This window comes from Streptomyces sp. Ru62 (assembly GCF_002920615.1).
Taxonomy (GTDB): Bacteria; Actinomycetota; Actinomycetes; order Streptomycetales; family Streptomycetaceae; genus Streptomyces.
Genome location: NZ_PQSU01000008.1, coordinates 53,361 through 71,794 on the forward strand (window position 1 = coordinate 53,361; position 18,434 = coordinate 71,794).

The 18,434-nt window shown below is 72.8% G+C and carries 15 protein-coding genes; 8 read left to right on the top strand and 7 right to left on the bottom strand.

Features of this window, described 5'->3' with window-relative positions; translation table 11 throughout:
• Positions 1 to 2 precede the first annotated feature (2 nt).
• The 4 genes from C3492_RS12620 (at position 3) to C3492_RS12640 (ending at position 3,735) form a co-directional block, all read left to right on the top strand.
• Complete coding sequence (locus C3492_RS12620) at positions 3 to 260, top strand: hypothetical protein (protein WP_146075675.1); 258 nt, start codon at positions 3 to 5, stop codon at positions 258 to 260.
• Positions 261 to 301: 41 nt separating this feature from the next.
• Positions 302 to 1,528: a cytochrome P450 gene (locus C3492_RS12625; RefSeq protein WP_103811848.1), complete on the top strand. Its 1,227-nt coding sequence runs from the start codon at positions 302 to 304 to the stop codon at positions 1,526 to 1,528.
• 138 nt (positions 1,529 to 1,666) lie between these two features.
• On the top strand, positions 1,667 to 2,680 hold the full coding sequence (locus C3492_RS12630; RefSeq protein ID WP_103811849.1) for a 2-hydroxyacid dehydrogenase: 1,014 nt from the start codon (positions 1,667 to 1,669) through the stop codon (positions 2,678 to 2,680).
• A gap of 401 nt (positions 2,681 to 3,081) precedes the next feature.
• Positions 3,082 to 3,735 carry a sugar O-acetyltransferase gene (locus tag C3492_RS12640; RefSeq protein WP_258055656.1) on the top strand — a complete coding sequence of 218 codons (654 nt, stop codon included), beginning with the start codon at positions 3,082 to 3,084 and terminating at the stop codon, positions 3,733 to 3,735.
• On the opposite strand, the gene C3492_RS12645 is transcribed toward C3492_RS12640, so the two are convergent.
• The 5 genes from C3492_RS12645 to C3492_RS12665 form a co-directional block, all read right to left on the bottom strand.
• Positions 3,723 to 4,256, bottom strand: coding sequence for a hypothetical protein (locus C3492_RS12645; protein ID WP_103811851.1), 534 nt, complete (start codon positions 4,254 to 4,256; stop codon positions 3,723 to 3,725). The genes C3492_RS12640 and C3492_RS12645 overlap by 13 nt on opposite strands.
• Before the next feature lie 304 nt (positions 4,257 to 4,560).
• Complete coding sequence (locus tag C3492_RS12650; protein WP_103811852.1) at positions 4,561 to 5,343, bottom strand: GNAT family N-acetyltransferase; 783 nt, start codon at positions 5,341 to 5,343, stop codon at positions 4,561 to 4,563.
• A gap of 1 nt (position 5,344) precedes the next feature.
• Positions 5,345 to 7,513, bottom strand: a complete 2,169-nt coding sequence (locus C3492_RS12655) for a SpoIIE family protein phosphatase (RefSeq protein ID WP_103811853.1) — start codon at positions 7,511 to 7,513, stop codon at positions 5,345 to 5,347.
• Positions 7,514 to 7,683: 170 nt separating this feature from the next.
• The gene (locus C3492_RS12660) at positions 7,684 to 9,099 is read right to left on the bottom strand and encodes an FAD-binding oxidoreductase (protein ID WP_103811854.1); all 1,416 of its coding nucleotides are present in this window, start codon (positions 9,097 to 9,099) and stop codon (positions 7,684 to 7,686) included.
• A gap of 472 nt (positions 9,100 to 9,571) precedes the next feature.
• Positions 9,572 to 10,435, bottom strand: a complete 864-nt coding sequence (locus C3492_RS12665) for an alpha/beta fold hydrolase (protein ID WP_181140338.1) — start codon at positions 10,433 to 10,435, stop codon at positions 9,572 to 9,574.
• A 252-nt stretch (positions 10,436 to 10,687) separates the two neighbouring features.
• Here C3492_RS12665 and C3492_RS12670 point away from each other — a divergent pair, with 252 nt between their 5' ends.
• From C3492_RS12670 to C3492_RS44580, 3 genes are all read left to right on the top strand, one after another.
• Positions 10,688 to 11,449, top strand: coding sequence for an IclR family transcriptional regulator (locus C3492_RS12670; RefSeq protein ID WP_103811856.1), 762 nt, complete (start codon positions 10,688 to 10,690; stop codon positions 11,447 to 11,449).
• 261 nt (positions 11,450 to 11,710) lie between these two features.
• The gene (locus tag C3492_RS12675) at positions 11,711 to 12,478 is read left to right on the top strand and encodes a thioesterase family protein (protein WP_308461143.1); all 768 of its coding nucleotides are present in this window, start codon (positions 11,711 to 11,713) and stop codon (positions 12,476 to 12,478) included.
• Positions 12,479 to 12,601: 123 nt separating this feature from the next.
• A complete protein-coding gene (locus C3492_RS44580; protein WP_165951814.1) occupies positions 12,602 to 12,754 on the top strand; it encodes a hypothetical protein in 153 nt (50 codons plus the stop codon).
• A 31-nt stretch (positions 12,755 to 12,785) separates the two neighbouring features.
• On the opposite strand, the gene C3492_RS12680 is transcribed toward C3492_RS44580, so the two are convergent.
• Positions 12,786 to 14,426 carry an ATP-binding SpoIIE family protein phosphatase gene (locus C3492_RS12680; RefSeq protein WP_103811858.1) on the bottom strand — a complete coding sequence of 547 codons (1,641 nt, stop codon included), beginning with the start codon at positions 14,424 to 14,426 and terminating at the stop codon, positions 12,786 to 12,788.
• The gene (locus C3492_RS12685; protein ID WP_103812015.1) at positions 14,423 to 15,439 is read right to left on the bottom strand and encodes a PP2C family protein-serine/threonine phosphatase; all 1,017 of its coding nucleotides are present in this window, start codon (positions 15,437 to 15,439) and stop codon (positions 14,423 to 14,425) included. Before C3492_RS12685 ends, C3492_RS12680 begins: the two co-directional genes overlap by 4 nt.
• Positions 15,440 to 15,995: 556 nt before the next feature.
• Here C3492_RS12685 and C3492_RS12690 point away from each other — a divergent pair.
• Positions 15,996 to 18,434 carry a SpoIIE family protein phosphatase gene (locus tag C3492_RS12690; protein WP_181140339.1) on the top strand — a complete coding sequence of 813 codons (2,439 nt, stop codon included), beginning with the start codon at positions 15,996 to 15,998 and terminating at the stop codon, positions 18,432 to 18,434.

The window sequence follows — 18,434 nt, forward strand, 5'->3', positions numbered from 1 at the left end:
GCGTGCCCGCGGTGTTGGCCGACGACGCCCACGACGGCCGCGTCCACCGGCTCGCCACGGTCCGCGTGTACCCCTCGTACACCGCGGGCCCGGCGACCAGCGTCAGCACGGGCGGCGTCACCGCCTGCGCCACCCCGCCTCCGGACAGCAGCGGCGCCGGGACCGCCACGACCACCGCACGGGCAGGCGGCGAGGCCCGCCGCGCGGGGCAGGCCGTGCCATCCGGCCGGGGAATCCGGGTATACACCCCTGGACAGTGACAAACACGTACGTATGGTCGCTGCCCGTTCCGGGAGGCACGATGAGCCAGCAGCCAGCCCTTCTCCCGTACGCCGACCCGGCCTTCGTGGCGGATCCCTTCCCCCTCTACCGACGACTGCGCGAGGAAGGCCCCGTCCGCCGCGCGATCATCGCCGGCGGCCTGGACGCCTGGCTGGTCACCCGTTACGAGGACGGACTCGCCGCCCTGTCCGACCCGAGGCTGAGCAGCGACGTCCGTGACGCCTCGGATCCCCGCCTCATCGAACAGCTGCCCGAGTTCGAGCGGGAGTCGATGGTGAGCACCATGCTCCGCTCCGACCCGCCCGACCACACCCGGCTGCGCCGCCTGGTGTCGAAGGCGTTCACGGCACGCCGGGTCGCCGGGCTGCGGCCCCGGATCCAGGAGATCACCGACCGGCTCCTCGACGCGGTCGTCCCGGCTGGCCGGGCGGAACTCGTGGCGGACTTCGCGCTGCCGCTGCCGGTCACCGTCATCAGCGAGCTGCTGGGCGTGCCGGTGGACGACAGGTACGACTTCCAGCGGTGGACCGACGCCATGCTGGTACGCGGGGAGAAGATGCCCGACTCGGCCGTGGTCGACGAGGCGTGGCACCAGATGCGCGCCTACGTGACGAAACACCTCGAAGCCAAGCGCGCCCGGCCCGGGGACGACCTCCTCAGCGCGCTGATCGATGCCCACGACCAGGAGCAGCGGCTGAGCCACGACGAGCTGATCGCGATGACGTTCCTGCTGCTGGTGGCGGGCTACATCACGACGGTCAACCTGATCGCCGGCGGCATCGCCGCGCTGCTCGCCCACCCCGGCCAGCTCACCCTCCTGCGGGATCGCCCGGAACTGCTGCCGGACGCGATCGAGGAGTTCCTGCGCTACGACGGCCCGGTCAGCCCGGGCATCGCCCGTTTCGCACGGGAGGACGTCGAGATCGCCGGCGTGACCGTCCCACGCGGCGCGACCGTGCTCATCGCGTCCGCGATCGCCGACCGCGACCCGGCACGGTTCCCGGAGCCCGACCGGCTGGACATCACCCGGCGGGACAACGCCCACCTGGCCTTCGGGCACGGCATCCACTACTGCCTGGGCGCGCCGCTGGCCCGGCTGGAGGGCCAGGTCGCCATCGGAACGGTGCTGCGCCGCCTGCCGGACCTGGCCCTGGCCGTGCCGCCGGCGGAGCTCACCTGGCGCCCCGGCGGACTCCGCGGCCCGGCGCGGCTGCCCGTCACGTTCACCCCCGGCCGGCTGAGCTGAGCACCGCCGGTCGCTCCCGTCCACCATGGTCGCCCCGAGGCCGATGGCCCGGCTGGACGGCCCCATCGGCCTCATGCCCCGTGGCCGTCACGACCTACGGTGGACACGGGATCACCCGAAGCGACGGGAGAGGACCAGGTGGAGATCATCGCGTACGGCGTCCTCGCCGACGAGGAGCCCCTGCTGCGAGAGGCGTTCGACAAGGCCTTCGCCGACCGTCACGAGCTGCGGTGTCTGGGGCTCTTCCTGGACCGGGACACCGTGCCGACCGCGCTCGGCCACGAGGTGGTGATCAGCGGCGTCAACGACACCCTGGACGCCGAGGTGCTGCGTGCCCTGGCCGAGGGCGGCACCAGGATGATCGCTCAGCGGTCCACCGGGTACAACAACATCGACCTCGGCACCGCCCGGGAAATCGGCCTGTCGGTGGCCCGGGTCTCGTACTACTCGCCGTACTCGGTGGCCGAGTTCGCCTGGACCCTCGCGCTCGCGGTCGACCGCCGGATCGTCCGGGCCGTGCAGCGCACCCGGGAGTTCGACTTCCGGCTCGACGGGCTCATGGGCCGGGACCTGCGTGGCCGCACGGCGGGGGTGGTGGGTACCGGGAAGATCGGCACCGCGTTCGCGCGGATCGCCCACGGCTTCGGCATGCGGCTGCTCGGCTGGGACATCGCCGAGCATCCCGACTGCCTCGCCCTCGGCATGGAGTACGTGCCACGGGAGCGGCTGTTCGCCGAGGCGGACCTGGTCAGCCTGCACGTGCCCCTGCTGCCCGACACCCACCACCTCGTCGGCGCCGAGGCCCTGGCGCTGATGAAGGACGACGCCCTCCTGATCAACTCCAGCCGGGGCGGTCTCGTGGACACCGACGCCCTCCTGGAAGCCCTGCGCGCGGGGCGGCTGAGCGGCGTCGGGCTCGACGTGTACGAGGAGGAGGCCGGCGTGTTCTTCCTGGACAAGTCGCTGGAGGTCATGACCGACGAACGCCTCGCGAGGCTGATGACCTTCAGCAACGTGCTGGTCACCTCGCACCAGGCGTACTTCACCAGGGACGCCGTCGGCCAGATCGCCGAGACCACGGTGGCCAACATCGAGGACTACCTCGCGGGCCGGACCAGTGACAACACTCTGGTACGGCCCGTGACGGCGTGACACGCGGTCTCGTGCGCGGATTTGGCCCCCGCTGGTCCGCCGCCCCGGGAGTGGCGGACCAGCGCCTGCGAAGGCGCCGTCGCGGGGTAAACGGAACCTACGCTTCCAGTCGTTCGCGACGGAAGACCTGGGGATGTGGTCCGCCTCACACCGGCCTGGTTGACCCGTCGGCGACGCGCTGACCAGCGGAGACGTACGGGATCACGGCGGGCCCGGCGTGGCAGGACACCGCTCGTCCCACTATCTGGGCGAGCACGGCGTCCCGTACTCGCCGCCGTCGAACGTGCAGCGCGAACACTGCGGTCGCACGGTCGACGCGCGCGTAGGCTCTGGACGCGCACGGTCGACCAGGGCGGCGTCGGGCCGGTGCCCGAGGGGTTGGACGAGGGGAGCGTTCCACGGTGACGCAGGCTCACGAGGAAGAAGTGCTGGACCGGATCGCCAGGGGGCTGGTCTACACGGAGTCGGAAGCGGCCTTCCAGGCCCCTCGGCGCCGCACGGAGGAGATCTTCGAGTACAACCACACACCACCGAGCCAAGCGGAGAGGCGCCGCGCGCTGCTCGTCGCGATCTTCGGCTCGGTCGGTGAACGCACGGTGCTGCTGCCGCCGTTCCACGCCGGGTTCGGCAGCAACGTCCACATAGGCGACGACTTCTTCGGGAACGTGAACCTCACCTTCGTCGACGACGTGGACATCCGCATCGGCGACGGCGTCATGATCGCGCCCAGCGTCACCCTGACCACGACGGGACACCCGGTGCACCCCTCGCGACGTGCCGACTTCGGCCGGTTCTCGGAGCCGATCGTGATCGAGGACAAGGTCTGGATCGGCAGCAACGCGGTGGTCCTGCCGGGTGTCCGCATCGGATACGGCTCGGTCATCGGCGCGGGCAGCGTCGTCAGCCGCGACATCCCCCCGATGACCGTCGCGGTCGGAACGCCGTGCCGGGTGGTCCGCCCCATCACGGAGGAGGACCTCACCACACGCACGACCGGGCATCGGTCCGCCGCCGGGTGCCATCCCGGGACGGACGGCCGTTCTCATCTCCCGTAGGAGCTCCCCCGGCGCAGGGGCCCCACGTCGGCGTGGCGGCCGGGGCGCAGGGCGGCGTGACGTCGGCCCGGACCGGGACCGTCGCCGGCCGCGAGCCGGTCCGCGACGGCTCCGGTGACGAAGGCGTAGACGGTCTTGTGCAGGACGTCGAGCACGAGTTCTGTGCGGGGCCAGGTGGCGGGCGGAGCGCCCACACCGGTGGCGTTCTCCAGGATCTGGTCGTTGGTGAGGCGCACGACGGCGAACTTGGCGGAGGCGAGCGGTCCGCGCAGACCGGCCTGTGCCATGACCGAGCGCAGCACGCCGAGCGCGGCGGCCTGGCCGTAGTGCATGGCCCAGTTGACCGGCAGCGGCTGTCTGCCGGGGCGCTCCGGCAGGCCGGTCAGGCGCTGGAGCACGCGCGCGGGCACATGGGAATCGGGCCGGCCGGTGAGGGCCTGCTCGGCCTTCTCCCCGAGAGTCATCACGACCCCACCGGCGATACCGGCGAGCGAGCCCTGCCACAGCGCGCGCCTGATCATGCCCTGACGAGTACCCGGGGGCACCGCGCTCACCCACCCGGAGCGGCCGGCCGACCGCTCCGCCCGGGAACGGGATCGTCAGGACGTCCGCCGCCCGCCCGCGTGACCGGTCCGGCTCCCCGTCCCCCGTACGGCCCGGCGCAGGACGGCGAGGCGGCGGGCGAGCCCCGGGCCGTGTCCGGCGACACCGGCTCCGGCGGGATCGGCTCGGTCACGGGATCCCGCACCACCGGCTGCCACCCGGCGCGACCCCGAGCGTGTCGCGCGGTGCTCCCGGCCGTCTCGCGCAGCGGTCCCGGCGGGATCACGGCGGCGGGAGCCGGAACAGCTCGTACGCGTCGACCGTCCGGAAGCCCATGCGGCGGTACAGCCCGACGCCGAGGCTGCCGGCCTGAAGCGTGCCGGTCCGCAGACCGCGTTCCCGGCCGGCGCGCAGGGCCGCGGCGGTGAGGGCCGTTCCGATGCCCTGGCGGCGGTGGTCTTCGGCGGTGGTGACCACGTAGACGCCCGCGACACCGTGTGCGGCGAACATGAGGGCGGTGCCCACGGGCTCCCCGTGGAGGCGCCCCGTGAAGCGGACGAGAGCGGGGGCATCGGGCCTGGTGGCCTCGCAGCGCACGAGGCCGTCCAGCAGATCGGCGGCGAAGCCGAAGGAGGCGCTGTACACGCGCACCCACTCGGTGAGGGCGTCCGTGCCGTCGACGGTTTCGACCTCCAGGCCCGGAGGGCCGCTGACGTCGGGGAGCCGGTCGGTGCCGACAGCCATGATCGGCATGGAGCCGACCAGGGTCGCGCCGTGGCCGACGAGCCGGTCACGGACCCCGGGGGCACTGTCCGGGCCGACCCACCACAGCCACGGCACCCCGGCCAGGGCGCGGGTGGCGCGCTCGACGCACGGGCCGATCCGGTCGCCGGCACGCAGGCGCAGCACCGCGTTGAGCGAGGGATGGGCCACTCCGCTGCGGTAGTAGGTCAGGCGGTCGTCCTGCCGGTCCTGTGCGCCCCAGCCGAGCCAGTAGTCCCGGCAGTTGGCCAGCAGTGCCTGGACGGAGGGGGTCGCGTGCGCTGTGCTGCCACGTGTGTTCATGTCACTCACCTGTGGGGTGCGGTAGGTTTCCGGCGCCGGCGCGGGGAGCTGTTCCGGGCGCCGCGGGGATGGTCTGCTCGGCCCAGACGAGCTTGCCGTCGGGCGTGCGGCGGCTGCCCCAGCGGCGGGCCAGTCGCGCGACGAGGAGGAGCCCGCGGCCGTTCTCGTCGTAGGGGCGGGCCTGGCGCGGGCGTGGTGCGACGGTGCTGCCGTCGGCGACCTCGCAGACCAGTGCCTGATGGCGGATCAGCTTCAGGCGGACGGGGCCCCGGGCATGGAGCACGGCGTTGGCGACCAGCTCGCTGACGATGAGCTCCGTGGTCGCCGCCAGTTTCTCCAGTCCCCACCGGGCCAGCTGCCGGGTTGCCAGGGAACGTGCCGTGCGGGCGGAGGCCGGGTCGGCGGGCAGGTCCCACGAGGCGGTGTCGTGGGGGCCGAGTGAGCGGGTCCGGGCGAGGAGCAGCGTGACGTCGTCCGGGGGTCGTGTCGGCGGCAGGGTGTCGATCAGGACGCGGGACAACTCCTCCAGGGTGGCGCCGGGCCGGGCGAGATGGGTGCTGAGGCGCTCGATGCCTTCGTCGATGTCGTGGCGGCGGTCCTCGACGAGGCCGTCGCTGAACAGGGCGATCACGCTGCCCTCGGGCAGTTCCAGCTCTGCGCTCTCGTACGGCAGTGTCGCCAGGCCCAGCGGTGTGCCGGCCGGGACGTCGGGGACGCCGACCTTGCCGTCGGGCCGGAGGACCGCCGGCGGGGGATGCCCGGCGCGGGCCATGACGCAGGTGCGGGTGACCGGGTCGTACACGGCGTAGAGGCAGGTGGCCCCCACCGAGGACGCGGACTCCTCCTCGGCGGGGTCGTCCTGTGCCAGGCGGCTGACCACCTCGTTGAGGTGGTCGAGCAGTTCGTCGGGGGGAAGGTCGAGTTCGGCCAGGGTCCGTACGGCCATCCGCAGGCGCCCCATGGTGGCCGCGGCGTCCAGGCCGTGTCCGACCACGTCCCCCACGACGAGGGCCACCCGGGCACCGGGCAGCGGGATGACGTCGAACCAGTCGCCGCCGACGCCTCCCTCGGCGTCCGCGGGCAGGTAGCGGGTGACCACGTCGAGGGCGGCCCCGCCCGTCACACGTCGGGGGAGCAGACTGCGCTGGAGCGCGAGGGCGGTGGTGCGTTCGCGTGTGTACCGCCTGGCGTTGTCCAGGCCGAGCGCCGCCCGTCGGACGAGTTCCTCGGCCAGGAGCAGGTCCTCTTCGTCGAACGGCGCGGGGTTGTCGCTGCGGACGAACACCGCGACACCCAGCAGGACCCCGCGGGCGTGCATGGGCACGATCATCAGGGAGTGCATGCCGTAGGCGCGGATCCTCTCGGCTCGTGCCGGGTCCAGGTCCAGTCGTGCCCGCGTGGAACCGGCCAGGTCGGGTTCGAGCAGGGAGCAGCCGGAGGACAGGACCTGGGTGAACGGTGACGTCTCGGCCACGTAGACCGCCTCGCCCCGGTCCCAGAGCCGCTCCGGTGCTCCCGGCCGGACGGAGGCCAGCCCGGCCCGCCGGAAGACGGGTATGCGCCCGTCCGTCGGGCCGAGCCGGTCCAGGGGCTCCGCGCCCAGCCGTACGGCCTCGGTCAGCTCGACCGTCACGTGGTCCGCCAGGAACGGCACGGCGAAGTCCGCCAGTTCCTGCCCCGTCCGCATGACGTCCAGCGTGGTGCCGATCCTGGTGGCGGCGTCGCTGAGCAGGGACAGCCGCCGCCCGGTCCACCGCCGGCGGGCCGGGTCCTGGACCAGGGAGCAGACGCCCAGTGGGCGGCCGTCGGTGTCGTCGAGCCGGAAGAAGGAGACCGAGAGGACACGGTCCGGGCGCCCGTCGCGCGCGGCCGGTACGCGGTACTCCCGGCCGATCACCGGAGCGCCGTCGGCCAGGACCTGCCGCATCACCGCTTCCAGCGCGTCGGCGTCGCCGCGCAGCGCCCGGGAGGCCGGTCGGCCCTGTCGTCGCGGGGCGGGGACGCCGTCCTGGCGTCCCAGTGTGGCGTTGACCCAGACGCAGCGCAGTCCTGTGTCCCAGACCGCCAGTCCCACTCGGGGGCGGGTCACCAGGGATTCCAGCGTCGCTCTGCCTGCCGTGGACGCGGTGCGCAGGATGCCGTCCAGGCCGGCCGGTATCCGTGCGGTCATGCCGGTTCCTTCCGGTTGGTTCATGAGATGCGTGAGACGGGTGATCGGTGAGATCCGTGACCCATGAGATCCCCGAGATGCATGACTGGGGGAGTCCATGGGCACCGTGCGGTGGCCGGGGTGTCCGGCGGGCGCGGTGAAGGGCTTGCCGCCGTGCCCGCGGGGCCGCCTCAACCCGGGTCCGTGCGGGCCGACCGGGTGCCGCGCTGGGCGGGCGTGTCGTCCCCGGCCGTGGGCAGGGGCGTGGCGGTGAAGACCCGGTCGGGGTCGTAGCGCTTCTTGGCCGCCAGGAGCCGACCGGTGTGGGGGCCGTAGGCGTGAGCGGCCCGGTCGTGGGCTTCGGGTCCGAGGAGGTTGGCATAGCCGCCGGGCAGTGCGTGGGGCGCGAGGGCGTCGGAGGTGGCGTCCGCCCAGGCACGGTGGTGGGTGGCGCGCTCGTCGCCGGGTTGCCAGACCGCCACCATCTCGACGACGAAGTGGTCGCGCCGCAGACCGAAGGCGGTCGACTCCAGGGGCACGCGCGTGGCCGCCCCGTGGAAGTGGTGGACGGAGATCCCGGTCAGGGGTGAGGTCCTGGTGGCAGCGGCTTCGGCCAGTTGGGCGGTGGCGCCGGGAGTGAAGCGGGTGAGGGTCCGGGTGGCGATGGCGTAGTGGCGTCCGGCGGGAGCCCACTGCTCGTTCAGACGCAGTATCCGTGCCAGGGGCATGGGAGCCGTCTGCGCCGCCAGGGGCGGTCCGAGCCGCTGGAGCGGACTGAGGGCCGCTTCGCCGCGGTCGGTGTCGCCGCTCCAGACGGGTGCGAGGAAGAGGACGGGACTGCCGTCCGGGCCGGAGACGAATCCGCTCTGGACGGTCAGCTCGTCCGGCGCGGCGGCGAGGAAGGCGTCCAGACGCTCCCGCACCTGTGCCGCTCGGGACAGCGGGTAGGTGATCAGCCCGGCCACGATGCCGGGCACCGGGTGCAGCCGGATCCGCAGGGAGGTGACCGCGCCGAAGTTGCCGCCTCCGCCGCGCAGGGCCCAGTACAGCTCCGGTTCGCGGTCGGGACCGGCGCTGACGAGGCGGCCGTCGGCGAGGACGACGTCGGCTGCCAGGAGGTTGTCCAGGGCCGGCCCGGCACGCCCGTTGAGGGGGCCGTAACCACCGGCGAGGGTCAGACCGGTCATGCCGACGCCGGCGACCGTACCGGTGGCGGGGCACAGTCCGTACGGGGCGGCGGCCGTGACCACGTCCCCGGCGGTGGCGCCACCCTGCACCAGAGCGGTGCGTGTGCGGGGCTCGACGACGACCTGCCGCATCGCGGACAGGTCGACGACGAGGCCGCCGGGGCGGAGCGAGCGCCCGGCCCAGTCGTGTCCGCCGCCGCGCACCGACAGGGGCAGCCCGTCGCCACGCGCGGCTCGGACCGCCGCCTGCACCTGGGCCGGGGTCCGGGGCCGCACGATCAGCGCGGGCCGGTGCCGTACGGCTCCGTTCCACAGCCGGGTGCCCTGCTGGTAGCCGGGGCCGTCGGTGAGGACCTGTTCCGGGTCCAGTCGCGTCAGCAGTTCCCTGGCGGCGTCGCGGCCCGGGGCGGGGTTCCGCATGGTCGTCTCCTTGATCTCGACGGGAGGGGGGAGTCATCAACGGGGGGAGGGGACTGGGCCGGGCAAGCTCGCCGGGCGGTGGCTCAGCGGGCGTGCGGAATGCGCCGGTGGTCATGAACGGGGGTCCCGACCGGGCAGACCCGGCGGGGGGCGGCTGGGCAGGCGTCCGGAGTGCACCTGGACACACGCCCGTACGACGGGGGGCTACTTCGTGGCCCGGGTGGAGGACATCGCCGTAGCGGACCGGGTCTCACCCGCGACCGGGTCCGCGGTGACCGTCGGCGGACAAGGGCTGCGGCGCGTCCCGGCCCCGGTCGCAGACGTCGTGATCGCGGCCGCGCGCCACGACGGGACCGCCGCCGAAGCCCTCGCCACGGCGATCGTGACTACCGCGCGGGTGGGGCGTTCGTCGCCCGGCGTCCCGCCGACCTGTGCCCTGCGGGACGGCCTCGGTGCCGACAGGGCCTGGACCTCACGAAGCCGTGCTGTGCACCGGACGGTCCAGGAACTCGTCGACGCGGGCCGCGAAGAGTTCCGCGTACTGGAAGAGGAAACCGTGCCCGGAGTCCGGGTAGATCACCAACTCGGCGTCGGGGAGCCGCTGGGACATGACGAACGAGTTGACGGTGGGGATCATGACGTCGTCGCTGCCGTTGGCGACGAGGACGGGTAGGGACAGGCGTTCCAGCGAGTCGTACGCGCCGTCGCCGTCGGCCGACGACCAGTGTGCGATGGCGTCGATCTGCCGTTCCCAGGACTCGGACGGGACACCCGGCTCGCGTCGCGGCCGCTGGTGCGTGCGGTGCCACACCTCCTCCGCGGCGCGCGCACCCGCCGGGGACCGGGTGAAGAACAGCGCCCGCAGCGTGGCCGGGTCCATCTCCGGCGCCGACCGCAAGGGCGCCACCTGGGGGTTGGAGGGCAGGATGCCCTCGCCGGCGCCCGGCCCCGTCCCGGCCAGGACCAGACGCCTGACCAGCTCGGGACGCCCCAGAGTCAGCCGCTGGGCGACGTATCCGCCCAGCGAGAAGCCCAGCAGGTCGACGGGCGGGTCGGCGACCGCGGCGACGAAGGCGGCTGCCGTGACCGCCATCTCGGTGATCGTGCCGGGTGTGCGGCCTTCGGACCTGCCGATTCCGGCATTGTCGAAGAGGATGACGGGCCGCGCCTCCGCCAGGGCGTCGACGAACAGCGGGTTCCAGTCGTCCATCGTGCCGCGGAACCGGCTCAGCAGAACCAGGGGAACGCCGTCCGGGCGGCCGAAGCGGCGGCAGGCGAAGCGTGTGCCGTCCAGTTCCTTGAACAGATCCGGCGCCGTGAGTGAGGGCGAGGTCATCACGTCGTCCTTCCGTGAGGTGGTGCATGCACTGTCGGCAACGCGGCACCCCGGTGAACGCCTCCGTCGGCATGTCCGTACCGCCTGAGCAAAGAACCACCTCATGTGCGAATATACGGAATTAGGCGGAATCCTCTTCCGTGGCGCGCGAGCGGAATCCTCTTCCGCGGGCGAGGCCGGCGGTCATCGAACGGGCCCCTGCCCCGGAGCACCGGTCCCGGGCACCGGGGAGCGGACCGAAGGAGCGGGGTGATGTCGACACTCGCGAAGGCCGGCCGGGTGCTGGACCTGTTCACCCAGGCGACTCCGGAGTGGGGAGTCAGCGATGTCGCTGCCTCGCTGGGGATGCCCAGGTCCACCGCCCATTCCCTGCTCACCGGACTCACGGAGGCCGGACTGCTGCAGGTCCGCCGCCGGGGTCGGTACGAACTCGGCTGGCGCGCCTTCGAACTGGGGGAGGTGCAGCGCTCGTCGTCGGCCCTGATCAGTGCCGCGCACCCCGTCATGGAGGCCGCGGCCCGCCGGCTCGGCGAGACGGTCTGCGTGGCCGTGTTCCTGCGCGGCAGCGTGCTGTTCATCGACAAGGTCGTGGGCGACGCGCCCCTGTCGGTCCTCGGGCCGCGGGTGGGCGCGCGTTACGAGGCCCACGCCTTCCCCTCGGGCAGACTCCTGCTCGCCGCCCGCCCGCCGGCACAGGCCGAGCGGCAACTGCGCGCGCGGCCACTGCGCACCCTCACCACTCGTGCTCTGGTCGACGTCGACGACCTGATGCGGCAATTGGAAGAAATCCGGAATACCGGAATTTCCTTCGACTACGGGGAATCCACCACGGACGTCGGGTGTGTGGCCGCGGCCATCCACGGCCCCCGCGCGGAGGTCGTCGCCTCCCTCAGCATCAGTGCCCCGATGCGCCGATTCACCCAGCACCAGTCGGCCCTCGTCGTCGCGGCGCGGGGAGCGGCGACGCAGGTGGCGGAGCGACTGCGCGCCGCGGAGCACCCCGCCGGGCGATAGGCGCCCTGCCGCGAACCGGCCTCCGGCGCGAGGCTGTGTTTCCCGCACTGCCGGAAACGCGCCCGCCCACCGCCCCCGCTCGGTTTCCCTTTCCCGGCACACCTCTCTACGGTGGGTCCTGCTGTGGGTTCGAAAACCAAACTTACCTACTCCCAAGGGGTCTGCATGCCCGATTCAGCTCCACGCCACGTCAGCACCCCCTCGCAAACCGGAACCGCCACGGGCCCTGCCCCCGAGGCGTGGCCCGCGACCGACGGCCCCGTGCTTATCGACCGCTCCTGGACGTCCTGGTCCGGCGCCCACGGCGGATACGTGGCCGCCCTGGCGCTCGCCGCCCTGCACGACTGCCTCCCCGGACGGACCGGGCACCCGGTTCCGGTCCGCACCGTGGGCGCGCACTTCCTGGCCCCGGTGGACCAGCAGCCGCTGCGGTTCGCGGCCCGGGTCCTGCGCGAGGGCCGCCGCACCTCCATGTCCGCCGTCACCGCGTCCCAGGGCGGCGCCCCCGTCCTGACGGGTTCCGCGGTGTTCGGACGGGGCGGCAGCGGCCCCGCCTACACCGACCTGCCCGCGCCCGCCGTACCGCCCCCCGGGGACTGTCCGCCGTTCGCCCTCCCGGCTGACCTGGCACTTTTCGCCTCCCACCTGGAGATCCGGCCGGCCACCGATGCGCGGCCCCTCGGCGGCGGAGAGCGCGCCGAACTCCTGGCGTGGATACGCTTCGCCGACCGCAGGCCGCTGGACGCCCGGTCACTGGTGGTCCTCGCCGACGCCCTTCCGCCCGCGCTCTTCGCCCTGTGGACCGTGCCGAGGCCGGTGCCGACCGCCGAACTGACCGTGCACTTCACCGACGCCGTGGACGCCGGCCCCACCTCGGACTGGGCCCTGGTCCGTATCCGCACCGAGCACGCCGGCGGCGGCTGGGCCATCGAGAACAGCGCGCTGTGGTCCACCGACGGCCGCCTGCTCGCCCTCGCCCGCCAGGCGCGCGCCGTACGCGAGGGGTCCGGCACCCCACGGGTGGAGTGACCTCGAAGGGGCCGATGCCGCATGTCCCCGCTCACCGGGAAGTGTGTGAGCCGCGGCATTGCCAGGCTGCGCGACAAACCATCACGATGAGGTGACTATGGACGTCAAGGAGAGCAGTCCCTCATGGGTGATCATGTGCACGTGCGGCTCAGCCAGGGCCTGAGCGTGTCGGAACAAGGTGAACTGATCGAGCACTCCCGCTGCCGGTGCGGGGCCACATGGACGAAGGTGTTCGAGGCCGACGGCGAGGATCCGGACCGCCCGAGCTCCTCCTGACCTGGCGCGCCCTCTCCCCTGGAGCGGGGCCTCATGAGGGGGCGTGCGCCGCCGTGCTGTGACCGTCGGCAGGGGCTGCGTCCGGCGTTCCGGGCGTTCCGAGGTGTTGTTCCGCCCACACGGTCTTGCCGTGGACATGGTGGCGGGTGCCCCAGCTCCGGGTGAGCTGGGCGACGATGAAGAGTCCGCGTCCGCCCTCGTCGAAGGTGCGGGCCCACCGCAGATGCGGGGAGGTGCTGCTGTTGTCGGAGACCTCGCAGATCAGTCCGGTGCCTTGGAGGATCAGGCGCAACCGCACGGGTGGACCCGCATGGCGGACGGCGTTGGTGACGAGTTCGCTGACGACGAGTTCCGTGGTGGCGACGGCCTCCTCAAGGCCCCACGCGGCCAGCTTCCCCGCGACGTGCCTGCGGGCCTCGGAGGCGGAGGCGAGGCCGGCCGTGAGCTCCCAGGTGGCGACGTTTCCGGCGCCGAGCCTGCGGGTGCGGGCGGCGAGCACGCCGGCGTGGGCGCACCGCCCGCCGGACAGCAGCGTGTCGAGGGCGGCCTGGCAGATGGCGCTCAGGCCGGGCTGGGACCCGAGGTCCGTCACGGGCAGCGCGGTTGCGCCGGTCTCGGCTGCCGGCTCGGATGTGCCGGGGCCGTGTCCGCACAACAGGAGCACACTGCCCTCGGGGAGACGGACCTCCGTGGCCTCCACGGGCGGCCGCGCGTGGCCGAGCGGCGGGCCGACCGGCAGCTCGACCGTGGTGACGACGCCGTCGGGCCTGATGACGGCCGGCGCCGGAGAGCCGGCGCCGGCGAGGGTGCAGCAGCCGGACACGGGGTCGTAGACCGCGTACAGGCACCTCACGGCGACCTCGGGCGCGCCCGCGCGGTGCCGGCCCGTGTCGTCGGCGGGACGCAGTCGGGTGAGCACGTGCTCCAGGCGGGTGAGGAGTTCCTCCGGTTGCAGGTCGAGGTCGGCCAGCGTACGTACCGCGGCGCGCAGTTCGGCGGCGATGGCAGGCGTGGCGGCCCCGTCCTCGACGGAGCCGGCGACGAGCGCGACCCGGGCACCCGGCAGCGGTATCGCGTCGAGCCAGTAGGCCTGCGCGCCCGCCGTGCCGTCGGCGGCCGTGCGGCGAGCGGCGAGTTCCACCGCCGCGGGCTCCGGCAGGAGATCCAGCGGCAGATCGGTCACCGAGGGCGCAGGCGTGTCAGGGGGCGCGCTGTCGGCGGGCTCCACAGGCCGCCGCGCGGGGGCGGGAGCCGAGCGTCGGGGACGCAGGCGCACCTGGCAGACGACGAGGCTGAGGACGAGGGACAGCACGGCCGCGGCGATCACGACCGTTCGGCCGCCGTCCGAGACGCCATGGATCGCGAAGCCGTAGACGGCCACACTGGCCACCAGCGTCGCCACCCCGATCGTGAGGGTGCCACGGACGGTCAGCAGCGCGGCGGCCATGAGGGGCGCCAGCACCGAGTAGGCGGACCAGCGGACCAGGCCCCCCGCGGACGCGCCCAGTTGGACCGCGCAGGCCGCGCACAGGTAGACGGCGAGCAGCGAGCCCGGGTGCCACAGCAGGCGTCGTACGGTGGCCATCCTCGTCACGGGCCCTTCCGGGTCGGCCATGTGCATCGGAGACACCGGGGGCGGGGGGCCGTCGTCGCTGGTGGTGTCGCTGGTCATGCGGTCGCCTCCGGTGCGGGTCCGGTGATGCTCGCCGGGACGTGGCGGGAGCGGGCGGGGGAGTGTACGGCCACCATGGCGAGGTCGTCGTGCAGGCGCGGGCCCGCATAACTGCTCAGGTCCTTGCTGATGTCCTGCAGGAGGCCGTGCGGACACTGCCACGCCCAGGCGGCGGCGCGTTCGAGGACGGGGTAGAAGCTCCCGGTGGCGTCGCGGGCCTCGATGAGCCCGTCGGTGTAGAGCAACAACGTGTCCCCTGGGGAGAACGCGAAGGTGGCGAGGGGGAATTCCTCCGCCGTGCTGCCGGCCAGGCCGAGCGGCGGAGCGGGTCGGGTCACGGGCAGGGCGGTCACGGGGCCGCGTCGGTTCACCAGAGGCGGGGGATGTCCGCAACTGACGATCCGGACGGTCTCCTCCGCGTCGGGAAGTTCGACCAACAGGGCCGTGATGAAGCGCTCGGCGCTGTCGGGCGCCAGCTCGGCCATCTCGTCCAGGTGTCTGCGGACGCTGCGTTCCAGGGCGGCCGCCAGCTCCGGGAGCGTCGCGTGCCGATGGGCCGCCTCGCGGAACGCGCCGAGCAGGGCGGAGGCGTCCTCGAGGGCGGGGAGGCCCTTGCCGCGGACGTCGCCTATGAGGATGCGGGTGGCGCGGCCGGTGCGGGCGGCGGCGTACAGGTCACCGCCCACCTGGGCGTGCGCGGTGGCCGCCCGGTACGCCGACGCGACGCGCAAAGAGCCCAGTCTGCGGGGGAGGGGCCGTAGCAGAACCCGCTGGGCCGCCTCGGACACGGCCCGTACCTGCGTGAGTTCCCGCAGGTCACGATCGTGCAGGGCGCGAGCGACGATCACCGAGGCGGAGACGGCCAGCAGGGCACCGATGTGAAGGGGCAGCAGAGGCGAACGCACCAGCCCGTCATGCCAGTCGGCGACAACCACAGCCGCACTGGCGGCGAGCGCTATGGCGACCGTGTACGGGGTCCGCGCGACTGCCGCGGTGAAGGTGGGGGCGGCCACAAGGAGGGGTGAGAGGTGAACGGCGAGGGGGGCGAAGGAGGCCGCGAGGGTGATCGCCGCGATCAGCAGGAGGGGAAGGGCAGCCTGGGCTCGGGCGCCGTTGACCAGGGGTCTGCCGGTACCTGGGGGACCGAGCCGGAAGCGATGTCCCCACCGGTGCCGGGGCCCCCGCGAGAGACGGCCCTCGCTGCCCTCCGTACCCGGTGCCGGGACACCGCGGGAAGGAGATTTCATGGGGGGTCCTGTGAGGGCTCGGACCTCATGGGCGCCTGGGAATTCCTGGCGATGCGGCCGAGCCGTTCCGACGCGTGGATCACGGATCCACCGTCCTTACCGTATTCATGCCACTTTCTTGCCATATTGCGAGAAATGGTTTCCGCTATGCGGACTCAAATGTGCGACACCGGTCGGCACGAGTCAAGCGCCCGGCCCGCATCGGGGTCTGCCGTGCGCGCACCCCATAACACCCCGGCCCCTTCATGACAAGACTGTACGCATTAGTGAAGTTTGAAGTAGCTTCATGCCACTTAAGTCATCTGTCCATAAAGGTGATGATTTGGAGAGGCGAAGGCAGGAGGCCGAAAGCCTGCCGTTCCACGAGTGCATCCTGGCCGCCGCTCGCGCGGTGGGCCGGGGAGCGTCCGTGCTGTGCGCCCTGCTCGGTGCGGTGGGCCTGTCCGGTTGGATCTCCGGCATCGCGGTGCTGAAGGGCGCCCTGCCCGGCGGTACCCCGGCCATGAGGCCGAACACTGCCGTGGCCCTCCTCGCGGTCGGTCTCTCGCTGTTCCTGGCGGCTCGCGGGCCCATGACCCGGCAGACGACCGCCGTGGCTCGCGGGGCCGCGGGCCTGGCCGCCCTGATCGGCGGGCTCACCCTGCTGGAGTACGTCACCGGGACCGGCCTCGGCATCGATCAGCTTCTCTTCCGGGACGACAGCGTCCGGCTGATGACCGGGGCGCCCGGACGGGTGGCACCGAGCGTGGCCGCGGCGCTGACGCTCGCAGGCGCGGCATCCCTGGGCCTGAGCATGCGCCGACTGCCCGCCTGGGCGGGCCAGATCTCGGGCCTGTCCGTCCTCGGCCTGGGCCTGCTGCGCCTGTACGGGCTGGCCTACCACGCCCCCGAGATGGAACGCTTCGGCGCCTACATGGCCCTGCCCACCGCGCTGGCCCTGGTGCTGGCGGGCATCGCCGCGTTCCTGGCCCGCCCGGACGAGGGCCTCGCGGGGCTGCTGATGAAGGCGGGCATCATGAGCCCGCTGGGGCGCCGGCTGGTCGCCACCAACCTGATCGTCCCACTGCTGCTGGGCTGGGCCGTCCTGGCCGGTCAGGACGCCGGGCTGTACGGGGGGCGGCTGGGTACGGCACTGCTGGTGTGGGGACACGTGACCGTCTTCACCGTGGTCGTCTTCGTCACCCTGCCCGTGGGCCGCCGAGTCGAACTGGCACACGCCCGGGCCGAATGGCAGGTGCGGCAGAACGAACTGCTGCAGGCGTTCATGGACCACACGCCCGCGACGGTGTTCATCACCGACCTGGACGGCCGCTTCCTGGCGGTCAACTCAAGGTTCGAGGAGAACACCTGCCTGTCGTACGAACAGGTCCTGGGCCGGCGCGCCGAAGACGTCCTGCCGGTCGACCTGGCACGTCACATGAGCTCCGACGACTTCGGCACGCGGGTGCGCGACACCGCCGTACAGCGGGAGGAGCGTCTGCTGCTGCCGATAGGCCCCCGGGACGTCCTCACCACCTTGTTCCCGCTCACCGACCCGACCGACACCCCCTACGCCGTCTGCGGTGTGGTCATCGACGTCACCGAACGGGTCGCGGCCCAGCGCGAGGTCCAGCGCTCCCACCAGCGGTTCCGCGCGCTCCTGGAATCCGCACCCGACGCCACCCTCATCACGGACGGCGACGGCAGCATCGTCATGGCCAACGCACAGGTGCAACGACTCTTCGGCCACAGGCCGGACGACCTCGTCGGCACCAACGTCGCCGACCTGGTGCCCGGCGCCCGGCGCCGCCGACACAGCGCGCTGCTGAGCGCCTACCTGCGACGGCGCGATCCGCAGCCGATCGTCCTGGACCGGGACCTGTACGGGTTGCACCGCGACGGGGTCGAATTCCCCGTCGAGGTCAGCGTCAGCACCCTCCAGGACGAACAGGAGGCGGTGATGTTCATGGCCGTACGGGACATCACCGAACGCCGACAGAGCGAAGCGGAACGAGCCGGACGCTACGAGCAGCAGCGACGCATCGCCTACACCCTGCAGCACAGTCTCATGGGCGAGCCGCCCCGGCTGCCGCACCTGTCCAGCGCACACCGCTACCTGGCGTCCGTCCAGGACCCCGGGGTGGGCGGCGACTGGTTCGACATCATCCCCCTGGACGCCCACCGCACCGGCATCGTGATCGGCGACGTCATGGGCCGGGGGCTGGAAGCGGCGGCCGTCATGGGCCAGCTGCGCGCAGCCTCCCACGCACTGGCCCGTACGGGCATACCGCCCAGCCGGCTCATGACCGGCCTGGACGCGTTCGTCGGTGACCTGGCGGACCAGCTCGTCACCTGCGTCTACCTGGTGATCGACCAGGAAGCCCACGAAGTCACCCTGTGCTCGGCCGGACACATGCCGGTCATCGCCCGGCCCCCTGACGGGCCCGCCCACCGGCTGCCGGCACCGGTCGGTGTGCCGCTGGGCGTCAACGAGCTGTCCGGCGCCGCGGTGCCGTTCGAGGAGACGACCCAGCCGCTGCTCCCGGGCAGTACCGTCGCGCTCTACACCGACGGACTCGTCGAGAGGCCCGGCACCGACATCGAGGTGCAGATCGACGTCCTCACCCGGACCCTCGACGGCGTGTTGAAGGACGCTCCCACCGATCCCGACACCCTGGACGCGACCGCGGCCCACCTGGTCGGCAGCCTCATCCCGGACACGGCCACCCACGACGACGACGTGACACTGCTCCTGCTCGGGCTGCCCGCACCCCAGCAGTGA